Origin of the sequence: Candidatus Pelagibacter sp. HIMB1611, from assembly GCF_052047715.1 — a bacterium.
Lineage (GTDB): Bacteria > Pseudomonadota > Alphaproteobacteria > Pelagibacterales > Pelagibacteraceae > Pelagibacter.
In genome coordinates this window covers 279,611-297,504 of record NZ_JBNAJM010000001.1, presented here as the reverse complement: position 1 = coordinate 297,504, position 17,894 = coordinate 279,611, and the positions used below count along the sequence as shown (strand labels likewise).

20 protein-coding genes are annotated in these 17,894 nt (G+C 30.6%); 7 read left to right on the top strand and 13 right to left on the bottom strand.

Going from position 1 to position 17,894, the window contains the following annotated elements:
* Nucleotides 1-33: 33 nt before the first annotated feature.
* From ACTTAS_RS01565 to ACTTAS_RS01530, 8 genes are all read right to left on the bottom strand, one after another.
* A complete protein-coding gene (locus ACTTAS_RS01565; protein WP_440678086.1) occupies nt 34-609 on the bottom strand; it encodes a thermonuclease family protein in 576 nt (191 codons plus the stop codon).
* Nucleotides 610-633: 24 nt separating this feature from the next.
* Complete coding sequence (locus ACTTAS_RS01560) at nt 634-828, bottom strand: hypothetical protein (RefSeq protein ID WP_440678085.1); 195 nt, start codon at nt 826-828, stop codon at nt 634-636.
* 47 nt (nt 829-875) lie between these two features.
* Nucleotides 876-1,316 (bottom strand): hypothetical protein, encoded by a 441-nt coding sequence (locus ACTTAS_RS01555; RefSeq protein WP_440678084.1) that lies wholly within the window; start codon nt 1,314-1,316, stop codon nt 876-878.
* Between the two features lie 96 nt (nt 1,317-1,412).
* A complete protein-coding gene (locus ACTTAS_RS01550; protein WP_440678083.1) occupies nt 1,413-2,003 on the bottom strand; it encodes a hypothetical protein in 591 nt (196 codons plus the stop codon).
* Complete coding sequence (locus ACTTAS_RS01545) at nt 2,000-2,536, bottom strand: hypothetical protein (RefSeq protein ID WP_440678082.1); 537 nt, start codon at nt 2,534-2,536, stop codon at nt 2,000-2,002. Before ACTTAS_RS01545 ends, ACTTAS_RS01550 begins: the two co-directional genes overlap by 4 nt.
* Nucleotides 2,537-2,539: 3 nt before the next feature.
* Nucleotides 2,540-2,779: a hypothetical protein gene (locus tag ACTTAS_RS01540; RefSeq protein ID WP_440678081.1), complete on the bottom strand. Its 240-nt coding sequence runs from the start codon at nt 2,777-2,779 to the stop codon at nt 2,540-2,542.
* 11 nt (nt 2,780-2,790) lie between these two features.
* Entirely contained in the window at nt 2,791-3,012 is a 222-nt protein-coding gene (locus ACTTAS_RS01535) for a hypothetical protein (protein WP_440678080.1), read from the bottom strand.
* A gap of 32 nt (nt 3,013-3,044) precedes the next feature.
* The gene (locus ACTTAS_RS01530) at nt 3,045-4,028 is read right to left on the bottom strand and encodes a tyrosine-type recombinase/integrase (protein WP_440678079.1); all 984 of its coding nucleotides are present in this window, start codon (nt 4,026-4,028) and stop codon (nt 3,045-3,047) included.
* Nucleotides 4,029-4,217: 189 nt separating this feature from the next.
* Between ACTTAS_RS01530 and ACTTAS_RS01525 the strand changes: the two genes are divergently transcribed.
* The gene (locus ACTTAS_RS01525) at nt 4,218-4,691 is read left to right on the top strand and encodes a DM13 domain-containing protein (protein ID WP_440678078.1); all 474 of its coding nucleotides are present in this window, start codon (nt 4,218-4,220) and stop codon (nt 4,689-4,691) included.
* Between the two features lie 8 nt (nt 4,692-4,699).
* Here the strand turns inward: ACTTAS_RS01525 and ACTTAS_RS01520 are convergent, their stop codons facing one another.
* Genes ACTTAS_RS01520 through ACTTAS_RS01510 form a run of 3 tightly spaced genes read right to left on the bottom strand, consistent with a single transcriptional unit; the run spans nt 4,700 to nt 9,642 of the window.
* A complete protein-coding gene (locus tag ACTTAS_RS01520; protein ID WP_440678076.1) occupies nt 4,700-7,144 on the bottom strand; it encodes a GcvT family protein in 2,445 nt (814 codons plus the stop codon).
* 2 nt (nt 7,145-7,146) lie between these two features.
* Complete coding sequence (ald, locus tag ACTTAS_RS01515; protein WP_440678075.1) at nt 7,147-8,265, bottom strand: alanine dehydrogenase; 1,119 nt, start codon at nt 8,263-8,265, stop codon at nt 7,147-7,149.
* A 30-nt stretch (nt 8,266-8,295) separates the two neighbouring features.
* Entirely contained in the window at nt 8,296-9,642 is a 1,347-nt protein-coding gene (locus ACTTAS_RS01510) for an aspartate aminotransferase family protein (protein ID WP_075505902.1), read from the bottom strand.
* 203 nt (nt 9,643-9,845) lie between these two features.
* Between ACTTAS_RS01510 and ACTTAS_RS01505 the strand changes: the two genes are divergently transcribed.
* The 4 genes from ACTTAS_RS01505 (at nt 9,846) to ACTTAS_RS01490 (ending at nt 14,610) form a co-directional block, all read left to right on the top strand.
* The gene (locus tag ACTTAS_RS01505) at nt 9,846-10,787 is read left to right on the top strand and encodes an ABC transporter substrate-binding protein (RefSeq protein ID WP_440614218.1); all 942 of its coding nucleotides are present in this window, start codon (nt 9,846-9,848) and stop codon (nt 10,785-10,787) included.
* An 86-nt stretch (nt 10,788-10,873) separates the two neighbouring features.
* Nucleotides 10,874-11,671 carry an ATP-binding cassette domain-containing protein gene (locus ACTTAS_RS01500; RefSeq protein WP_440678074.1) on the top strand — a complete coding sequence of 266 codons (798 nt, stop codon included), beginning with the start codon at nt 10,874-10,876 and terminating at the stop codon, nt 11,669-11,671.
* Nucleotides 11,671-13,596, top strand: coding sequence for an ABC transporter permease (locus ACTTAS_RS01495; protein ID WP_440678073.1), 1,926 nt, complete (start codon nt 11,671-11,673; stop codon nt 13,594-13,596). Before ACTTAS_RS01500 ends, ACTTAS_RS01495 begins: the two co-directional genes overlap by 1 nt.
* Entirely contained in the window at nt 13,597-14,610 is a 1,014-nt protein-coding gene (locus ACTTAS_RS01490; protein ID WP_440678072.1) for an Ldh family oxidoreductase, read from the top strand.
* On the opposite strand, the gene ACTTAS_RS01485 is transcribed toward ACTTAS_RS01490, so the two are convergent.
* The gene (locus tag ACTTAS_RS01485) at nt 14,590-14,787 is read right to left on the bottom strand and encodes a hypothetical protein (RefSeq protein WP_440651552.1); all 198 of its coding nucleotides are present in this window, start codon (nt 14,785-14,787) and stop codon (nt 14,590-14,592) included. The two genes, ACTTAS_RS01490 and ACTTAS_RS01485, sit on opposite strands and share 21 nt — an antisense overlap.
* Nucleotides 14,788-14,901: 114 nt before the next feature.
* On the opposite strand from ACTTAS_RS01485, the gene ACTTAS_RS01480 reads away from it, so the two are divergent.
* Nucleotides 14,902-15,858: a MarR family transcriptional regulator gene (locus ACTTAS_RS01480; protein WP_440678071.1), complete on the top strand. Its 957-nt coding sequence runs from the start codon at nt 14,902-14,904 to the stop codon at nt 15,856-15,858.
* On the opposite strand, the gene ACTTAS_RS01475 is transcribed toward ACTTAS_RS01480, so the two are convergent.
* Complete coding sequence (locus tag ACTTAS_RS01475; protein WP_440678070.1) at nt 15,851-16,699, bottom strand: bile acid:sodium symporter family protein; 849 nt, start codon at nt 16,697-16,699, stop codon at nt 15,851-15,853. The two genes, ACTTAS_RS01480 and ACTTAS_RS01475, sit on opposite strands and share 8 nt — an antisense overlap.
* A 155-nt stretch (nt 16,700-16,854) precedes the next feature.
* On the opposite strand from ACTTAS_RS01475, the gene ACTTAS_RS01470 reads away from it, so the two are divergent.
* The gene (locus ACTTAS_RS01470) at nt 16,855-17,892 is read left to right on the top strand and encodes an ABC transporter substrate-binding protein (RefSeq protein WP_262590513.1); all 1,038 of its coding nucleotides are present in this window, start codon (nt 16,855-16,857) and stop codon (nt 17,890-17,892) included.
* Nucleotides 17,893-17,894: the final 2 nt, after the last annotated feature.

Sequence of the window (17,894 nt, the reverse complement as noted above, 5' to 3'; positions counted from 1 at the left end):
ATTTAATGTAACCTAATATAAAATTATAAAAAACTACCTTTTTTCCCTGAATTTCCAAGGATATTCAAAAATTGTATTCCATAATCCTAATTTATTTGTTTTTGCATAATTTTCGTCCTCGACAAATTTATTTGAATATTTTTTGTAAGCAAAAGCATATCCAGAGCGAACAAGAAATGACGACAAGCTTTGATCATTAACAAAACATTCTGCGATGATTCTATTGTACCGATCTAATCCTTCCTTAACGCATTTTACAATATTTTTAGAAATTTTTTGCTCTAATTTTTTTTTTGCAATAATTCCACAGAAAATTGTTTCTCCATTTAAGCTGCATGTTTGGTTTTTCTCAGGAGCATCTATCCCTGAGAAACGAATTTTTTTATTCCCAAGGTGAATTGTATCTCCATCTATAACTCTAATTTTGGTTGATGTAATTTTGGTCTCTTTACTTTTTTTATTTTTTTTATGACAGTGATAAGTGTTGTCACTTTTTTTATTATGACATCCTTTTGAGTTAGTTCTACCAGAATGAGCAGATACTGTAGATATTAAAAATAAGCTGATAAAAAATATAAAAATTAAAAGACTTACTTTTGTTTGTTGCATTAGGTTTCTAATTAAAATCTTTCTTCATTTAAAAGAATTTATAATGTAAAAAATCACCAATCTGATTATTATTGGTGCAAATATTCCACCAATAACTCCAAATAATATCTGACCTGAGCTATCTTTATTAAATCCACCTATGATAATTAAAGCACCTAATATTACCCATAACCAGAACGCAACATTAACAATTGCTTTTAATCCGTTTCCTATATTCATAATATTATTTTAAAATTTTAATCTGATGATTGCTCACACTCAAGTTTTTAATTCTGGTCCCTAAAAATTTCTATTATATCATTTAAATAGATTTCTTTTGCTTTTTGAACGTTATCTATCTTAAAACTTTCACCATTAACATTTATATCCGTATAAAGACCACTTAAATTTAGTTGTAGAGAAGATCTTTCATTATTAATATAAAAAGTAAAATTATCTTTTAAATTTTCTTTTTTAGAAATATCAAATTCAAATATTTTCCAAAAATATCTTTTGTTCTTAGGATCTATTTTTTTAAAAGTAGATAAGATTTGATTTAATTTGGAGTGAAAACTTTTATTGTTTAATACTTCTTTGTTCCAAATTTTAATTACTTTTTGATGAATTTCTTTTTCTCGCTTCTCAACCTTTTCTCTATGTTTTCTCTTTTTGAACCTAGTTTCTATTATTTTAGTCTCTAAATCTTTTAATTTTTCAGTTAAATTCATACGTATTTGATTGGTCTGAAGCATTTTGTTTACTTCTGAAGCTAACAAATAGAATTTAAGATTTCAAAATAAGATAATGAGTTATCCTCAGATTTTTCAAATAAATTCACCTCTCTCATTTTGATAAGGGTAATCATCTGTAATTCTTCTGATTTTGTCTTTGTATTTGTTTAAATCAACGCCTCTATAGTATTTTAGAAAAGTAGGCATCTCACAAGCTCTATAAATATCAAGTCGTTTGAAAAAATAGTCTAAAAAACTGATAGATCTTTCACAATATAGATCTTTGGCGTCTTGCATCTCCTTGTATTCTAAATGATACATTTCTAGCTGCTCTGGAAACCAATGAGCATCCATATAAGCATCTAAATCAAATAAATCTGAAGGTTTCCAAATTATTTTTCTATTACCAAAACCAAATTCTTTAACTAAATTAGCAAATTTTCCACCTCTTTCTTCGTGTGCGTAAGGTACTCTTGGATGACTTAATGTTCTATCAGTCAGATCTAAAAATATACCCTCCATTTGAAACAAATATGCCCCAACTGTTTTTCCATCTTTCATACTACCATCTTGATTTAATCCAAATGAAAAATCCATATTCATAAATTCCTGAGCTAATTCATAGTCTTGATTAGCAACCATAATATTTGTTCTTTTTTGGAAATAGTTTTGAATGAAATTCATTTTAAAAATTTTTTTTCAGATTTTTCAATAACTTTTGCATGGTCTAAAATTATTTTTTTCAATTTACTTATTGCCTCATCTTTTTTTAGCTCATAAAAAGATTTTCTATCATTGCCAAAACCAAACAATGTATCGAGACCACGATTATACTCGATCCGAAAAAGGTCAACATCAGGATATCCTTTTAATTCTGGAATATCATTAGAATATAGCCTCTCTTGAAATGCTAAATATAATCGAGATGTTACATTGGGTAAGTTATAATGAATTTTTGCATGATTTGGATACCAAATCTTAAAAAAAAATACATATCCATTCTTATATTCATTTTCAAAATGGCAAAATTCATGGCCATCATTATTGGCCATCCAAATTTCTTTTCCATTTTTAAATTTTTCTGTATTTTCAAAAACTTTTTTACCACTGTCAAAATCTGGGTATAGATTGTTTATATATTGTGTTGCACTCAAGATTTCTCGGGAAAAACTTTTATAAAGAGATTTATTCAAATTATAGATATCTTTTTCTTTCATAACTTAATTTTTCAAGTACCTACTATTCAAAAATTCTATAGTTAGCAATTTTTTTTTATTTTTATTTTTTTTAGCTAAAGAAATTCCCTTTTTAAAATCATTAGGCATATCATCAAAAAGTTTTTTAAAATAAGAAAATTCATCCTGCATTAAATCAGTATTTGATTTTCCAAAATAATAAAAAAATACATCAATTAAAAATGTTTGAAAATCAGCAACGCCACCATCATAATAATCTCTCAAATTTTGAAATATTATTCCATTAATCTTTGTGTCAAATTTTCTAAATATAATTCCTTTATTAGGTATAATTTTTTTTTTTCACACGCTTCAGATAAAGCATCACAAACATCGTTTTCTAAATATGAAATTCCCTTATTTATTGCTTTTTCAGAATAACTTAACTCTTCTTTTTTTAACGCTGCCTTCCAAACCCTCAAAGAATTAGACCAAGTCCACAAATTAAATCTAACCATAAGCCAAGATTACCAAATCTTGAACAGAGAGTCTATTTGCTTAATTTCTTAGCTAAATGCTCAGCTGAAATATGAGTATATCTTTTCAATACTTTAAGATCTTTCCATCCACCTTGAGCTGATATTTCAGTAATACTCCAACCATTCATAGATGCTCTTGTTGCAAAGGTATGCCTTGTTGAGTGAAATCTTTTATTAATTCCAGTCCATTTCTTTAACTGTTGCCAATAAAAATCAACTGTATCCCCTCTCTCACAATTAATTAATTTCCCGTTGATATTGATAGGAAGTTTATTGATTTCTTCCATAGCTCTTTTAGATAAACCTACTCTTCTAGATAAACCATTTTTAGTTTCTCTTAAAATCACAGTATGTTTATTAAAGTCTATATCCTCTCTTCTAATTTTTAGAATTTCTCCTCGTCTCATTCCACAATCTAAACCAAGTATAATAACTAACTTTAACCATTTAGCTTTTGAATACTTTGCTTTTTCTAAAAGAACTTTCTCTTCATCAGGCTCAATAACTTCCCCTTTAAACTCAGGTTCTCTTAGTCGTTTAATAAATTCACAAGGATTTTTGGGTAAATAAATTGCAAGAGTTTCCTGCCCGTACTTAATCGCCATCGAAATTAGTGTCGTGTATTTATTTACAGATGATGGTCCGTGGTCCAATAACCACGCATCACGGAACTCTCTTATTTTTAAGACTGTAAGTTTTGATAATTTGATATTTGCTATCTCTTGTCTGCAGAGTTTATCAATTTTATAACTTTCTTCTTTAAATCCCTTTTTCTTAATTGTTTCATCTTTTTTATATCTTTGAAGCAATTCCTTTAAAGTGATCTGATCTGCTTGATTTAAATCTTCTATTAAACCTTTTTGAATTTTAATCTCACATTCTCTTGCCCACTTAACTGCATCCTCTTTTAAGATATATGTTTTTGAGATTTGTTTATCTTTATTAAGCCTTATTCGGGCACTCCACTTGCCATTTCTTCTTCTATAACTTGCCATATATCCTTTCTTGTGTGACCAAGTGTGGACCAATGACACTAAAAACGATTAAAAGGTAATGGGAATGAGGGCAAGAACCACTGACCTCGGGCTTATGAGTCCCGCGCTCTAACCAACTGAGCTACCCCGCCATAAAGTGAAAGATTTATACTACATTTATTAACTCTTTCAACTATAAGTAAATTTCTTATGAAAAAAAAAATTACTTTTCTATTTATCAGTCACTTTTTCTTTTTAATAATTGGGTTTGGTTTAGGTGTATATTTTCTACCAATTTTAACTGCACCAGAGTCAGTCGAGGTAAGTAAAATTAATGAGTATGAAAATAAATCTCAATATCAAACTGAGTTTGTAAGAGATTTAAGAGGAAGTGATCCATTTCATTGGGGAGAAGCAAAAGTTACAATCTCAAACAAAAAAATTACAGTTAACGGTTCAATTTCACCTGGACCTGATTACAAACTTTATCTAACTAATGAATTTACACAACATGAAGATGAATTTTTACCAATTAAAGATGCAGCCAAATATGTTGGAGAGGTCAAAAGTTTTGAAAATTTTGTAATTGATGTTCCTTCAAATGTAGACGTAAGTAAATACAATACCGTAGTTATTTGGTGTGAAAGTTTCAGTGAATTTATAACTGCAGCTAAATACCAATAATTTTTTAATTAACTATTTTTAAAATTAGTTTGCTTTAATGGTTTAAAGATAATTTCAGCAGGATATTTGATTTTTTCAATTTCTATTGAAATATTTCCATTTAGAAGTTCTTCATCTGTATAGTCATTATTTATATAACCAAATGCAAGATTTTTTTTGAAGTTAAAAGAATAATTTCCCGATGTAGTTCTTCCAACTATTTTATCATCAAAATAGATTGGTTCATCGTGAAGCAGAAGAGGTTTTCCTGGTTCATTATTTTTAAGGACAAACATAGCAAATTTCCTATCTACTTTTTTATCTTTAATTTTTTCTAGTGCTTCTCTTCCAATAAAATTAAATTCTTTCTTATAGCTAATTGTAAAGTTAAGACCTGCTTGGTATTGATTTTCCTCTGGTGAAATATCATGGCCCCAATGTAAAAAACCACTTTCCATTCTCATAGTATCTAACGCATGCATTCCACAATTAGATAAATTATATTTTTTACCTTTTTCTATTAATTTCTCATATATATTTTTAGAATCAGAATTTTTAACATAAAGCTCATAACCTAACTCTCCAACGTAAGATAATCTTTGGGTCCATATTTTAGTTCCGTTAATTTCTATATATTTTGAATTCGCAAACTTAAAATTTTCATTACTAAAATCATCTGAACTTAAATCTTGCATTAACAGCCTACTCTTTGGCCCAAATATTCCAAACACACAATAATCATCAGTAATGTCAGTTAACTCAACATTATCCGATAGATGCTTTTTAATATGAAATTTATCTCTTTCTCTTGTTGCTGCAGAACTAATTATTCTAAAATGATTTTGATCAATACAAACTACTGTAAGATCTGTCTCTATTCCTCCATCTTTATTGAGCATATGAGTATAAGTACATTTTCCAGGTTCCTGTTTTATATTTGATGTGCAAATTCTCTGAAGATCTTCATGTGCTTTCTCGGATTTAATTTCAAATTTAGAGAAAGGAGACAAATCATATAGACCAACATTTGTTAGTGTGTTGTTAGTTTCGTATTCAACTGATGGATACCAGTTTTGGTAATTATAACTGTATTCATACTCTGCTTTTTCTCCATCAAGAGCAAACCACATTGGTCTTTCGTATCCAGCTGAAACTCCAAAGCATGCACCAAAACTTTTTAATTCATTGTGGTATGGTAGTTTTTTTACATTTCTTGATGTTTTATGTTGTTTATAAGGCCAATGCATTCCATACAAATCTCCAAGTGACTCCGTAATACGATCTTTAATAAAACCTAATTCTGAATGAAACTTTTGAAATCTCTTAATATCATAATTAAAAATATCTTCGTTAATATGGCCAGTCATTAACCATTCTGCAGTTACTTTTCCAACTCCTCCTCCACTACCAATACCAATGCTATTCAAACCACAGCTAACAAATAAATTTTTAACCTCAGGAACTTCACCCAATAAAGAATTGGTATCAGGCGTAAAAGATTCTGGTCCTGAAAAAAACTTTCTAATTCCAGCTTGCTCTAAAACTGGAAATCGCTTCATGGATTTTTCTAAATATGGTTCAAAATGATCAAAATTTTCTGGAAATTCACCAAATGAAAAATCTTCTGGAACTTTGTTGGTATCTTTAAATGCTGGGATTGATTTACCTTCAAATATTCCAATTAAAAGTTTTCCAGCATCTTCTTTAATATAAGTGCTGCTGTCAAAATCTCTTATTACAGGTAATGTTGGTGAAAGATTTTCAATTGGTTCTGTAATTACATAAAAATGTTCTGCAGGATATAAAGGAATACTAACTCCTATTTTTTCTCCAATTTGTCTAGACCACATGCCTGTTGCAAGGACCACATATTCACATTCAATATCTTGCCCATTAACTCTAACACCACTAACTCTACCATTTTTAGTTAATATTGTTTCAACAGGTGATTGCTCAAATAATTTTGCTCCACCTAATCTTGCACCTTTTGCTAACATGTGTGTAACACCACTTGGATCAGCTGCACCATCACCTGGCATTAAAACTCCACCTTTTAAATCCTCTGTGTACATGATTGGATAATTTTTCTTAATTTGATCTTTATCTAAAATCTTAATATCAACATCATACAATTGAGCCGTAGTTGCTTGTCTTTGAAGTTCTTGCCATCTAGCATCTGTTTGAGCAATAGATAAAGCTCCATTAATTCTTAAACCTGCAGAGTGATCAACTTCTTTCTCTAATTTTTTATAAAGATCTAAAGTATATTTTCTAATTTTTGTAACAGCTGCTGTTGGACCTAATTGACTAACTAGTCCTGCTGCATGCCAAGTTGTACCTGATGTTAATTGATCTCTTTCTAAAAGAACAACATCATTCCAACCAAATTTCGTTAAATGATAAGCAACAGAGCAACCAATAACTCCACCTCCAACAACAACTACCTTTGTGCTAGAAGGATACTTTTTTTCCATTACTAATGTTTGACAGCTTCTCCTGGATCTACAAAGTTGTGACCAAATACATCTGCAACTGCCTTATAAGTAACCATTCCTTTGTGAACATTTAATCCAGCCAAAAAGTTTTTATCTTCACTCAATGCTTTTTGATAACCATTGTTAGCAAGTTTAACTAGATAAGGTAACGTTGCATTGTTTAAAGCTAAAGTAGAAGTTCTTGGAACTCCACCAGGCATATTTGCTACACAATAATGAACAACATCATCAACAATATAAGTTGGTTCACCGTGAGTAGTTGGTTTGCTTGTTTCAACACATCCACCTTGATCAATTGCAACATCAACTATAACAGATCCTCTTTTCATACTTTTGATCATGTCTTTAGTAACTAATTTTGGTGCTTCAGCACCTGGAATTAAAACACCTCCAACTAATAAGTCTGCTTCAGAAACTAATTTTGGAAGATCAATTTTATCACTTTCCTCTGGAATAATTTTATCACCAAACATTTCTACTAATTGTTTTAATCTAGCTTCTGATTTATCAACGATATGCACTTTAGCTTGCATTCCTGTTGCTATTACTGCTGCGTTTTCACCTACAACACCACCGCCTAAAATAACTACAGTTCCACCAGTAACACCTGGGGCACCACCTAACAAAAGTCCTCTTCCACTTTGATTTTTTTCTAAACAGTGAGCACCAGCTTGTACTGACATACGTCCTGCAACTGCACTCATTGGAGCTAATAATGGTAATCTCCCATTATCATCTGTTACTGTCTCGTAAGCAATGTTAACACTTTTTGATTTAATTAATCCTTCAGTTAATTCTTTCGCTGCTGCTAAATGAAGATATGTGTAAACAATTTGATTTTCTCTAATCATATCAACCTCAACTTTTTGAGGCTCTTTAACCTTAACAATTATGTCTGCATCATTAAAAATATCAGCTGCAGTGCTAGCTATTTTTGCGCCTGCGTTTGTATATTGATCATTTTCAAATCCAGCTTCAAACCCACCATTGTTTTCAACAATAACTTCATGACCTTCCGAAACTAAAGTTTTAACACTCTCTGGTGTTAACCCTATTCTGTTTTCTTGAGGTTTTATCTCCTTAGGTACGCCTATCTTCATAAGCACTCTCCATGTCTTTAATTAAACTAATTAGTTCTTTTGGTTTTTTTGATAGTTCGTAATACCTGTTCTTAGTTTATCAATAATCTCATCTATATGTTTTTCTTCACATATAAATTGAGGAGCGATAATTAGACAGTCACCAGTTGCTTTAAAGTTCACACCTGCTTCATAACAAGCTTTAAAACATTCATAACCTGCTTTACCTGGTTTAGTATTCATTTTCATATCAATACCACCCATCATTCCATAACCTCTTATGTTTTCAACAGACTCTAAATCTTGAAGAGAAAATAATCCTTTTTGGAAATAAGGTGCTAAATTTTTTGCTCTGTTAAAAATATCTTCTTTTTCAAAAATATCTTGAACAGCTAAACCTGCTGCTACTGCAACTGGAATTCCTGAATAAGTGTAACCATGAAATAATTCAACAGATCCCATTGGAGAAGCATCCATTACTGCATCATAAATTTCATCTTTACATGCAACTACACCCATCGGAACAACTCCGTTAGTTGTTGCTTTAGCCATAGTCATTAAGTCTGGAGTAACACCAAACTCATGGCTTGCAAAAGAAGAACCTGTTCTTCCCCAACCAGTAATTACTTCATCAAATATTAAAAGAATTCCATGCTTATCACAAATCTCTCTTAATCTTTGCAAATATCCTTTAGGTGGAACTAAAGTTCCAGTAGATCCCGCAATAGGTTCCACTATACATGCTGCAATATTTTCTGGTCCAAAGTTACTTGCAATTCTCTCTAAATCATCTGCAAGATCTCCTCCTGTTTCAGGTTGACCACTAACAAATTTATGTTCTGGTAAATGTGTATGTCTCATATGTTGAACACCTGGCATTAATATACTTGCAAACGTTTTAACATTATTGATCATTCCACCAACTGATACACATCCAATGTTCATTCCGTGATAACCTCTTTCACGTCCTACAAATCTAAATCTATGAGCATTTCCTTTTGCTCTATGATAAGCAATTGCAATTTTAATTGCAGTTTCAACAGCAGTTGAACCACAAATTGTAAAAAACATTTTATTTAAATCACCTGGAGTGTGTTTTGAAATTTTTGTAGCTAATTCAAATGAGCCACCAAAACCCTGTTGAAATGGTTGAGCATAATCTAAAGTCTCTAATTGTTTAGTAACTGCTTCTGTAATTTCTCTTCTTCCATGTCCTAACGGATTGCAAAATAATCCTGAGCTCGCATCAATTTGTGTTTTTCCATGGTGAGTTTTTAAATAAACTCCTTTTGCTTCAGTAATTAATCTTGGGTTTGCTTTAAAATCTTTATTCGATGTAAACGGCATCCAATGTTCATTTAATGAATTTGGAACTGAAGTTCTTGTCTCTGAGCTCATAAATTTTTTTTCTCTCTTTATTAACTGTTATAAATATTCCCAACTATTAGACTAAATCAATTAGTTTGCTAGAAATATTTTGATCACCCAAAATGATGCGTCATATGTATACAACTTTTAATTGAACTTATCTTTTTGTTTTACAACCGCTCAAAATTGAATTTAAATAACGATAATTTAATTAAATTAACATAGGGGAATAAATGAAAAAAATACTAAGTTTTATTCTGGGATCTATTTTTGCTCTTAACCTTTCAATTTCAGTTGCAAACTCTGCAGCTACTGAAGTTAGAGTTGCATACTTTCTAGAATGGCCAAGTCCAAATCTAGAGGACATGCAGAAGAAAAATTTTGCAAAAGCTCTTGGTGTACCAGTTAAGTGGACAAACTTCACTAACGGTGGAGCTATGACTGATGCAATGTTAGCAGGAGATATTGATATTTCTTACTCACAAGGTTTAGTACCTTTCATCAATGCTGTAAAATCAAATGCACCACTTAAGTTAGTGGATATTGCTATGGAATACGGAATGGGTGGAACTACTTGTGTAACATCAAATGCATCTGGAATTACAAAAGCTAACGCTACTGAATTAGAAGGTAAAAAAGTTGCTGTTCCACTTGGAACAATGGCTGAATACGTTTTTGATGAAAGTATGAAAGTTGTTGGTGCTGACAGAAGTAAAATGGATATCATTCAAATGGACCCTGAAGAAGGTGCTGCTGCATTAGTAAGTGGTGATGTTGTAATGGCATGTTTATTTGGTGGTAACTCAATTAAAGCAGCAACTGCAGTTGGTTCAAGATTATTAACTGTAGATGAAGCAAGAGCTGCTGGTATCTTAGGTATAGATATCACATCTGTTACAGATAAATTCATGAAAGAAAATCCAGGAATGCTAAGAACTTTCATCGAAGTAACTCACGAAGCAAACGACAGATACAGATCAGGTAAATCTGATATGAATGCTATGTCAAAAGCTTCTGAAATGACTGTTGCTGACATGAAAGAAACTTTAAGTGGATTTAAATTCTTAACTCCAGAAGAAACTAAAGCTTCTATGGAGAGCGGAAACCTAGATGGGTTCTTAAAAGGAATGGGAACTCCAGCTGGTAACGTAGACACAAGTTTCTTACCTTTATAATTTTAAAGGTTTAAGACTTTTTAAATAGGCACTGATTTAAAAATTAGTGCCTATTTTTTTTAAAAAATTTCTAATATAAGGGCGCTATGAGTGATCTTGTTTCTCAAAATCTAAATATGATTTTTAAAACTCCAAAAGGAGAAACAGTTCATGCATTAAAAGATGTTAGTTTTACTTTAAAAAAAGGAGAACTACTTACTGTTCTTGGCCCATCTGGTTGTGGAAAAACAACTTTATTAAATATTACTGCTGGATTTTTAAGACCTACTTCAGGAAAAATTACTTTAAATAATAATGAAATAGATGGACCTGGTGTTGAAAGAGGAATGGTATTTCAACAAGGTGCTTTGTTTGAATGGTTAACAGTTGCTGAAAACGTGAACTTTGGTCTTCGTATGAAAAGTGAAGATCCAGAAGTAACATCAAAAAAAGTTGAAGAATGGTTAGATATAGTTGGCCTAAAAGGATTTGGTAACACTCCTACTTATCAATTATCTGGTGGTATGCAACAAAGGGTTGCGCTTGCAAGATGTTTGATCAATGATCCTGATTTAATATTAATGGATGAGCCATTAGGTGCCTTGGATGCATTAACAAGAGAAAAGATGCAGTCTTTAGTTTTAAAAATTTGGAAAGAAACTGGAAAAACAATTATTTTAATTACTCATTCTGTTGAAGAAGCTCTTTTACTTGGTGAAAGATTATATGTAATGGCACCAAGACCTGGAAGAATACATAAAGAGTACAATCTTCCATTTGCAGAAATGGGTCTTACTCAAGATTTAAGAGAAATAAAAAAAAATAAAGAATTTTCATCTACTAGAGAAGAAATTTTATCCATGATCTGGAATATGGAAGAAGAAATAATGGGGAAAGATAATTAATGTTAACCCAATTTGTAACAATACTTATTATCGTTTCTGTTATTGGGTGTGTTCTTTATGGAAGAAGATTAATCAGAACTGAAAAAGTAGATGCTGTTTTTGGAAACCCAGAAAGAGCTAAAGGTGGAACGCACTGGGTAATTGTTGGAAGTAGTGCAATCTTAATGCTATGGCTTTATTATTCATGGGATATAGCAAAAGGTTTTTATCCAAAATCAGCAAATGAATTATGTCAGGTTGCTAAAATAAATGAGTCATTATTAGGTTTAAAATATCAGTTCCCTATTGAAGAAAGAGAGTTCAAAAGTACATCTATTATTAAAATTGAAAATAAAAATCTTACAAAAATTGCAAATGAAATAAAAGGATCTCCAGATCTAAATGATCAACAAAAAACAATTCTTGTAAGTTACATTGATAGAACATCTAAATTAATTCCACTGTTAACAAGTGAAGAATTAATGGAAATGGATACCAAAATTAAACTTCAAGAAATAACAGAAGAAATAAAACTTCTAAGTTCTAATTTCCAAAAGAAAGATTACCCTTTTGAGACAGATGCTCAAAAAGCTGAAAGACAAAAACTTATTGATGAACAAGGTGGCTGGGGAATTACCACAATAGACTCTGGAAGTGGTTCTATTGAAAATACAATTGAAATACCAACCGCCCCTCAAACTAATAAAGGTTTAAAATTTCATGCGGCTGCAGCAGAATTAAAAAAAATTGACGACAAGTTTTTTAAATTAAAAAATCATAATCCACCTTTCAAAAGCTCAATTAAACAACTTAAAGATGACATTAAAGCTTACAGAAAAAGTTTAGATGATAGTGAAGAAATAGCATCTGACTATGCAAAAAATATTGTTAAAATTGCAAGAAGAATAGAGTTTGCAAGTATCTATCCTCCTAATGCATTAAATGAAATGCAAGCAGCAATCATAGAATTTGATGAGTTGCAAAATAAAGAACAAGCTGGATTAAGATTAATCGATATACTTTTATTTCCTGCTGGAACAATTGTTGCAAGTGGACCTACTTGTTCAGAACAAGGTTCTGGTAGATGGCTACCTAAACCATCTGATACATTTAATAAGTTTGTATTGATGTCTAAACCAAGTGTTGGATACAAAAATGTTCCTCTTTTATGGATTGAAATGGTTGATGTTAGTAAAATGATTGGCTTCGTTTTACCAGATTGGATAGCTGATATTTTACCTGGTGAGTATCCAGTTCATACAAAAGATGGAATAGTTAAAGAGAATTTTAAAAGCAATGTTTTAAAAGTTGTTACTGGTGACTTTAAATTATTCAAAGTTCCAGTTCCATACGGACATATCTGGGATTCTTTTATGCGGGTATTTTTAGGATTAGTGTTTGGAATTATTATTGGTGTTCCATTAGGATTATTTATGGGTCTAAACAGATTTGCAAAAGGTTTCTTTGATCCATTAATTGAACTTTATAGACCTGTTCCCCCACTTGCTTGGGCTCCGTTAATTATTTCTGTACTTGGAATTGATAACTCTGGAAAGATATTTTTATTATTTATGGTCTCTTTATCTATTATGATTATTTCAGCAAGAGCTGGGGCATCAGGAACTCAATTATCAAAAATTCATGCTGCTCACTCATTAGGAGCTACAAAAAAACAAATATTAAGATATGTAATTTTCCCAAATTCTCTCCCAGAAATTTTAACTGGAATAAGAGTTGCAGTTGGTATGTGTTGGGGAACATTGGTTGCAGCAGAATTTTTAGCTGGAACAACAGGTATTGGTTTTGTTGAGAACGTTGCTAAAAAATACTTCCAGTACGAAGTTATTTGGATAACGATATTTATTATGGGTCTTCTTGGTTTATTATTCGATGTAACTTTAAGAAAAATAATCGATAAAACTATTCCATGGCGTGGAAAAGGATAAATGAAAACTCCTTTGTTAAAAAATCAAGTAATTAAAATTTTTCAAAAATTTGGTTTAAGTAAAGATCATGCTTTAATTTCTGCTAATGCTTTAATCAATGCAGAGTTAGTTGGAGCTTACGGTCATGGTTTATCAAGACTTAAAATGTATTGTGATAGAATTTCTAAAAAAGTAATTAATCCAAAACCAAAAATAAAAATTAAAAAAATTTCATCTTCTATTTCTCATATTGATGCAAATAACAGTATTGGATTTGTTGCTGCTGATCTTGGAATTAAAACTGCTATTAAACATGCTCAAAAAACTGGAATAGGAATGGTTGCTGTAAAAAATAGTGGTCACTATGGTTTATCAGGTTATTACGCAGAACAAGCGGTTAAGAAAAATTTAATAGCGATGATTTATACAAATGCTCCTCCAGCAGTTGCTCCTCATGGTGCATTAAAAACTTTATTTGGAACTAACCCAATTTGTTTTGGAACCCCTACTGGTTCTAAAGTTCCTTTTATTTTAGATACTTCAATCTCAATGATTAACAGAGGTAAAATTAGAGTTGCTGCAAGAAACAATCAAACTATTCCTGCAGGTGTAGCATTAGATAAATTTGGAAAACCAACTACTGATGCAAAAAAAGCATTAGCAGGAGTTCAATTGCCTATTGCTGGATTTAGAGGTTCGGGACTTGCTTGGATGGTAGATATTTTAAGTGGTGTACTAACTGGAGGAAATCATGCAGGTCGAGTTAAAGATCCTTTTGATGATTTTTCAGGACCACAAAATATTGGACATTTATTTATAACGTTTAAAGCAAACTTATTTCAAAAAAATTATAATGAAAGAATTAAAGACAATATTAAAACAATAAAAAAACTTCCTAAGATTAAAGGTGTTAAAGAAATAATGTATCCAGGACAAAACAAATTTAATCGTTTCAAACAAAATCTTAAAAAAGAAATTAATATTCCTGATATTATTAAAAAAGATTTAGAAACTTTAATAAGTAAAAAAAGTTAAAACTCCTAAACAAGCAACAACAGAAGAAACAATGATTGTTCTTTTAACTTTTTCTTTTTTTTTCTCTTCAAGAAGTCTTTGCTTTAGAACATCCACATTCACTCTTTGTGGAGCTTCAATATTTTGAGGGGGGTTCTCAATTTCAACGGATGTTCTATTTAAGCTTTCTGTACTCATAATTTTTAAATACAAAATCATTTAATCATTAATAGTTACATTATTACATATTAGGAATGTCCAAAATGGGTTGACTCTTATTTATGTATTGTCCATATTGGGTTTTTTTAAATCATGAGCACACTACCAAGCATATCTGATGCACTGGATGAAAAAAAGGTTACATCAGTAATCAATAAAAAATTTAATAATTTCGTTCCAGCTTTTTATAAATTTGTATCTGAATGGGTAATTAGTGCTTATTCAAATTTCAAAGACATAGAAATGTATATGATCTTGATCTATTTGGTTAATAATAATTTTAAATTTTTTAAAAAAAATGGAATTCAGGTCGATTACAACACCTTTTATAAAGACAAAACTTTAGAAATCGAAGCAATTAAAATAATTGAAATTTCTAGAGATCTTCAAATGCCTAAAGAAAGTGTAAGAAGAAAGATTATTTATCTAGAAAAAATAGGCGTAATTAGACGAACAAGAAAAAAAATTTTTATTGATAGATCTGCTTATGAAACAGTACAGCCAATAAGTGCATTAAAAAATATATCGTATTTGGTATCAATTTCTTCAAAAATTTTAAAACAAGAAAATAAAATTCCAAACTCTTTTTCTTCCAATGAAATAACAGATACTATTAAGAATAATTTCTCATATTGTTGGTACGAATTTTATAAATTTATTTTTTCTTACTTTTTCAGATGGAGAAAAGAAACAAAAGATTTAGAAACATTATGCGTAGCTTTGCTTATAATATCAAATGCATCATCAAGTAAAAATTTTATTATCCAGGATATAGATATTGAAAAGTGGAGAAAGCGAATATCTTATGCAGATACAGTTGGTTTGAATTCCATGTCAATATCAGAGATTACAGGTATTCCAAGACCGACTGTTGTTCGAAAAGTTAATTTTTTAATTAAAAGAGGTTTTGCAAAAATGGATCAAAAAAAATTAATTTCACTTAAAATTGATGAAAAAATTTTTTCAAAAACCCAAAAAATACAAGAACAAACAATAAAAGAAATTTCAGAACTAATTTATAAAATTTTAAATAAAGCTACAATTAACTAGATCTTCTTAAAATATATATAAAAATAAATCCCGTAATATACATGACTAAAGCATAAGCAGCTGTTGGTATCATGTAAGCAACATCATTAAAAATTTGAGATGCAACAAATACTGCTAAAGTTCCATTTTGAAGGCCGCACTCTAAAGAAATGCATTTTCTCTGAGCAACTCCAGTTGCAAAAACTTTAGCAATATAAAAAGCTAAAATCATCATCACTATATTTAAAATTAAAACCGCTATTCCAGCTTGAGCTAAATAATTAAAAATATTTTCTCTTTCCTCAATCCATATTGTTGCAAATACAATAACAAATAATAAACTAGTAGTTCTATTGACAATGTTAATATTTGAAGAGATAAAATTCTCTGCAAATGCTCTTATAACCATTCCTATAATTACTGGAACAGTTACAACCAGAGCCATTTTAAGTGCAATCCCTGTCATCGTAATATCTGTAGACATTTCAGTAACCCCTAGTATTCCAGCTGAAGTAAAAACTATAAATGGAACTGAAATAATACTAATTAAACTTCCAACAGCTGTTAAAGAAATTGATAAAGCTACATCTCCATCTGCAAACTTGGTCAGAACATTTGATGTAACACCTCCTGGTGCTGCAGCTATAATCATTAAACCTAAAGCTATTTCGATTGGTAATCTTAAAATTAGAACCAATATGTAAGCTACAATTGGTAAAAGAATTAATTGGCAAGTTATTCCAATTAAAAAATCTTTTGGATTTCTAATTACTCTCGTAAAATCTTTTACAGATAAACCAAGTCCTAGGCCAAGCATTATCAACGCTAAAGCTAACGGTGCTATTTTAGTTACAATCTCCAAATATCTACCCTCTCAATAAAAATTTTTATATCATACATCTGATATGGATAACTAAAAAAAAAATTAAACCTGAAGGTGTATTTTGTAATAAAACGGTAACAATTAAATTAAAATCATAATAACTTTCTCGTTAATATAACTTTAGAGAGGATATTATGAATAAACTATTAAAAATAGCATCTATTGTCCTTCTTTTTTCATTAACAATGTTTGGCTTAACAAACAAAGCTTCTGCTGCAAAGTTAACTTTATATTGCAGTGTTGAAATTGATGTTTGTGAAATGCTTGAACAAGCTTATGAAAAAGAAACAGGCACAAAAGTTGCAATGACAAGAGCAAGTAGTGGTGAAACTTTTGCAAAAATTAAAGCAGAAGCTTCTAATCCAAAAGGTGATGTTTGGTTTGGTGGAACTGGTGATCCACACTTAACAGCTGCTCAGGAAAATTTAACTGAAAAATATAAATCAAAACACTTTGATGATTTATTACCAGCAGCTCAAAACCAAGCAAAAAATGCTGACTATAAATCTGTAGGAATTTATGTTGGTGCATTAGGTTTTGGATACAATAAAGATCTTTTAGCAAAAAAAGGTCTTCCAGCTCCTAAATCATGGATGGACTTAACAAAACCTATTTACAAAGGTGAAATCCAAGTAGCAAATCCAAATTCATCTGGAACTGCTTACACAACTTTAGCTACAATTCTTCAAATTTTTGGAGAAGATAAAGGTTGGGATTACATGAAGAAACTTCATGCAAATATAAACACTTATACTAAATCTGGTTCTGCTCCAATTAAAGCAACTGGAAGAGGTGAAAACTTAATTGGTATTTGTTTCCAACACGATGGTGTGAAACAAACTAAGAAAGGTTTACCTGTAGTAACTGTTTCTCCTGAAGAAGGAACTGGTTATGAGGTTGGATCAATGAGTATTATTGCTGGTGCAAGAAATATGAAGGAAGCTAAAAAGTTTTATGACTGGGCATTAAGTCCTGCAATACAAACTATGGTGTTCACTTCAGGAAAATCTTTGCAAGTACCATCTAATACTAAAGCAAAAGCTGATCCTGATGCTCCCGATTTATCAACTATAAACTTGATTGATTACAATTTTAAAGTTTATGGAGATAAAGCAACAAGAGCGAGTCTGTTATCTAAGTGGGATAAAGACGTATCTGTAATTCCTAGATAATT

Coding starts and splice junctions, on each gene's coding strand:
- ACTTAS_RS01565 (WP_440678086.1), bottom strand. CDS start 609: ATGCAACAAACAAAAGTAAGTCTTTTAATTTTTATATTTTTTATCAGC.
- ACTTAS_RS01560 (WP_440678085.1), bottom strand. CDS start 828: ATGAATATAGGAAACGGATTAAAAGCAATTGTTAATGTTGCGTTCTGG.
- ACTTAS_RS01555 (WP_440678084.1), bottom strand. CDS start 1,316: ATGAATTTAACTGAAAAATTAAAAGATTTAGAGACTAAAATAATAGAA.
- ACTTAS_RS01550 (WP_440678083.1), bottom strand. CDS start 2,003: ATGAATTTCATTCAAAACTATTTCCAAAAAAGAACAAATATTATGGTT.
- ACTTAS_RS01545 (WP_440678082.1), bottom strand. CDS start 2,536: ATGAAAGAAAAAGATATCTATAATTTGAATAAATCTCTTTATAAAAGT.
- ACTTAS_RS01535 (WP_440678080.1), bottom strand. CDS start 3,012: ATGGTTAGATTTAATTTGTGGACTTGGTCTAATTCTTTGAGGGTTTGG.
- ACTTAS_RS01530 (WP_440678079.1), bottom strand. CDS start 4,028: ATGGCAAGTTATAGAAGAAGAAATGGCAAGTGGAGTGCCCGAATAAGG.
- ACTTAS_RS01525 (WP_440678078.1), top strand. CDS start 4,218: ATGAAAAAAAAAATTACTTTTCTATTTATCAGTCACTTTTTCTTTTTA.
- ACTTAS_RS01520 (WP_440678076.1), bottom strand. CDS start 7,144: ATGGAAAAAAAGTATCCTTCTAGCACAAAGGTAGTTGTTGTTGGAGGT.
- ald (WP_440678075.1), bottom strand. CDS start 8,265: ATGAAGATAGGCGTACCTAAGGAGATAAAACCTCAAGAAAACAGAATA.
- ACTTAS_RS01510 (WP_075505902.1), bottom strand. CDS start 9,642: ATGAGCTCAGAGACAAGAACTTCAGTTCCAAATTCATTAAATGAACAT.
- ACTTAS_RS01505 (WP_440614218.1), top strand. CDS start 9,846: ATGAAAAAAATACTAAGTTTTATTCTGGGATCTATTTTTGCTCTTAAC.
- ACTTAS_RS01500 (WP_440678074.1), top strand. CDS start 10,874: ATGAGTGATCTTGTTTCTCAAAATCTAAATATGATTTTTAAAACTCCA.
- ACTTAS_RS01495 (WP_440678073.1), top strand. CDS start 11,671: ATGTTAACCCAATTTGTAACAATACTTATTATCGTTTCTGTTATTGGG.
- ACTTAS_RS01490 (WP_440678072.1), top strand. CDS start 13,597: ATGAAAACTCCTTTGTTAAAAAATCAAGTAATTAAAATTTTTCAAAAA.
- ACTTAS_RS01485 (WP_440651552.1), bottom strand. CDS start 14,787: ATGAGTACAGAAAGCTTAAATAGAACATCCGTTGAAATTGAGAACCCC.
- ACTTAS_RS01480 (WP_440678071.1), top strand. CDS start 14,902: ATGAGCACACTACCAAGCATATCTGATGCACTGGATGAAAAAAAGGTT.
- ACTTAS_RS01470 (WP_262590513.1), top strand. CDS start 16,855: ATGAATAAACTATTAAAAATAGCATCTATTGTCCTTCTTTTTTCATTA.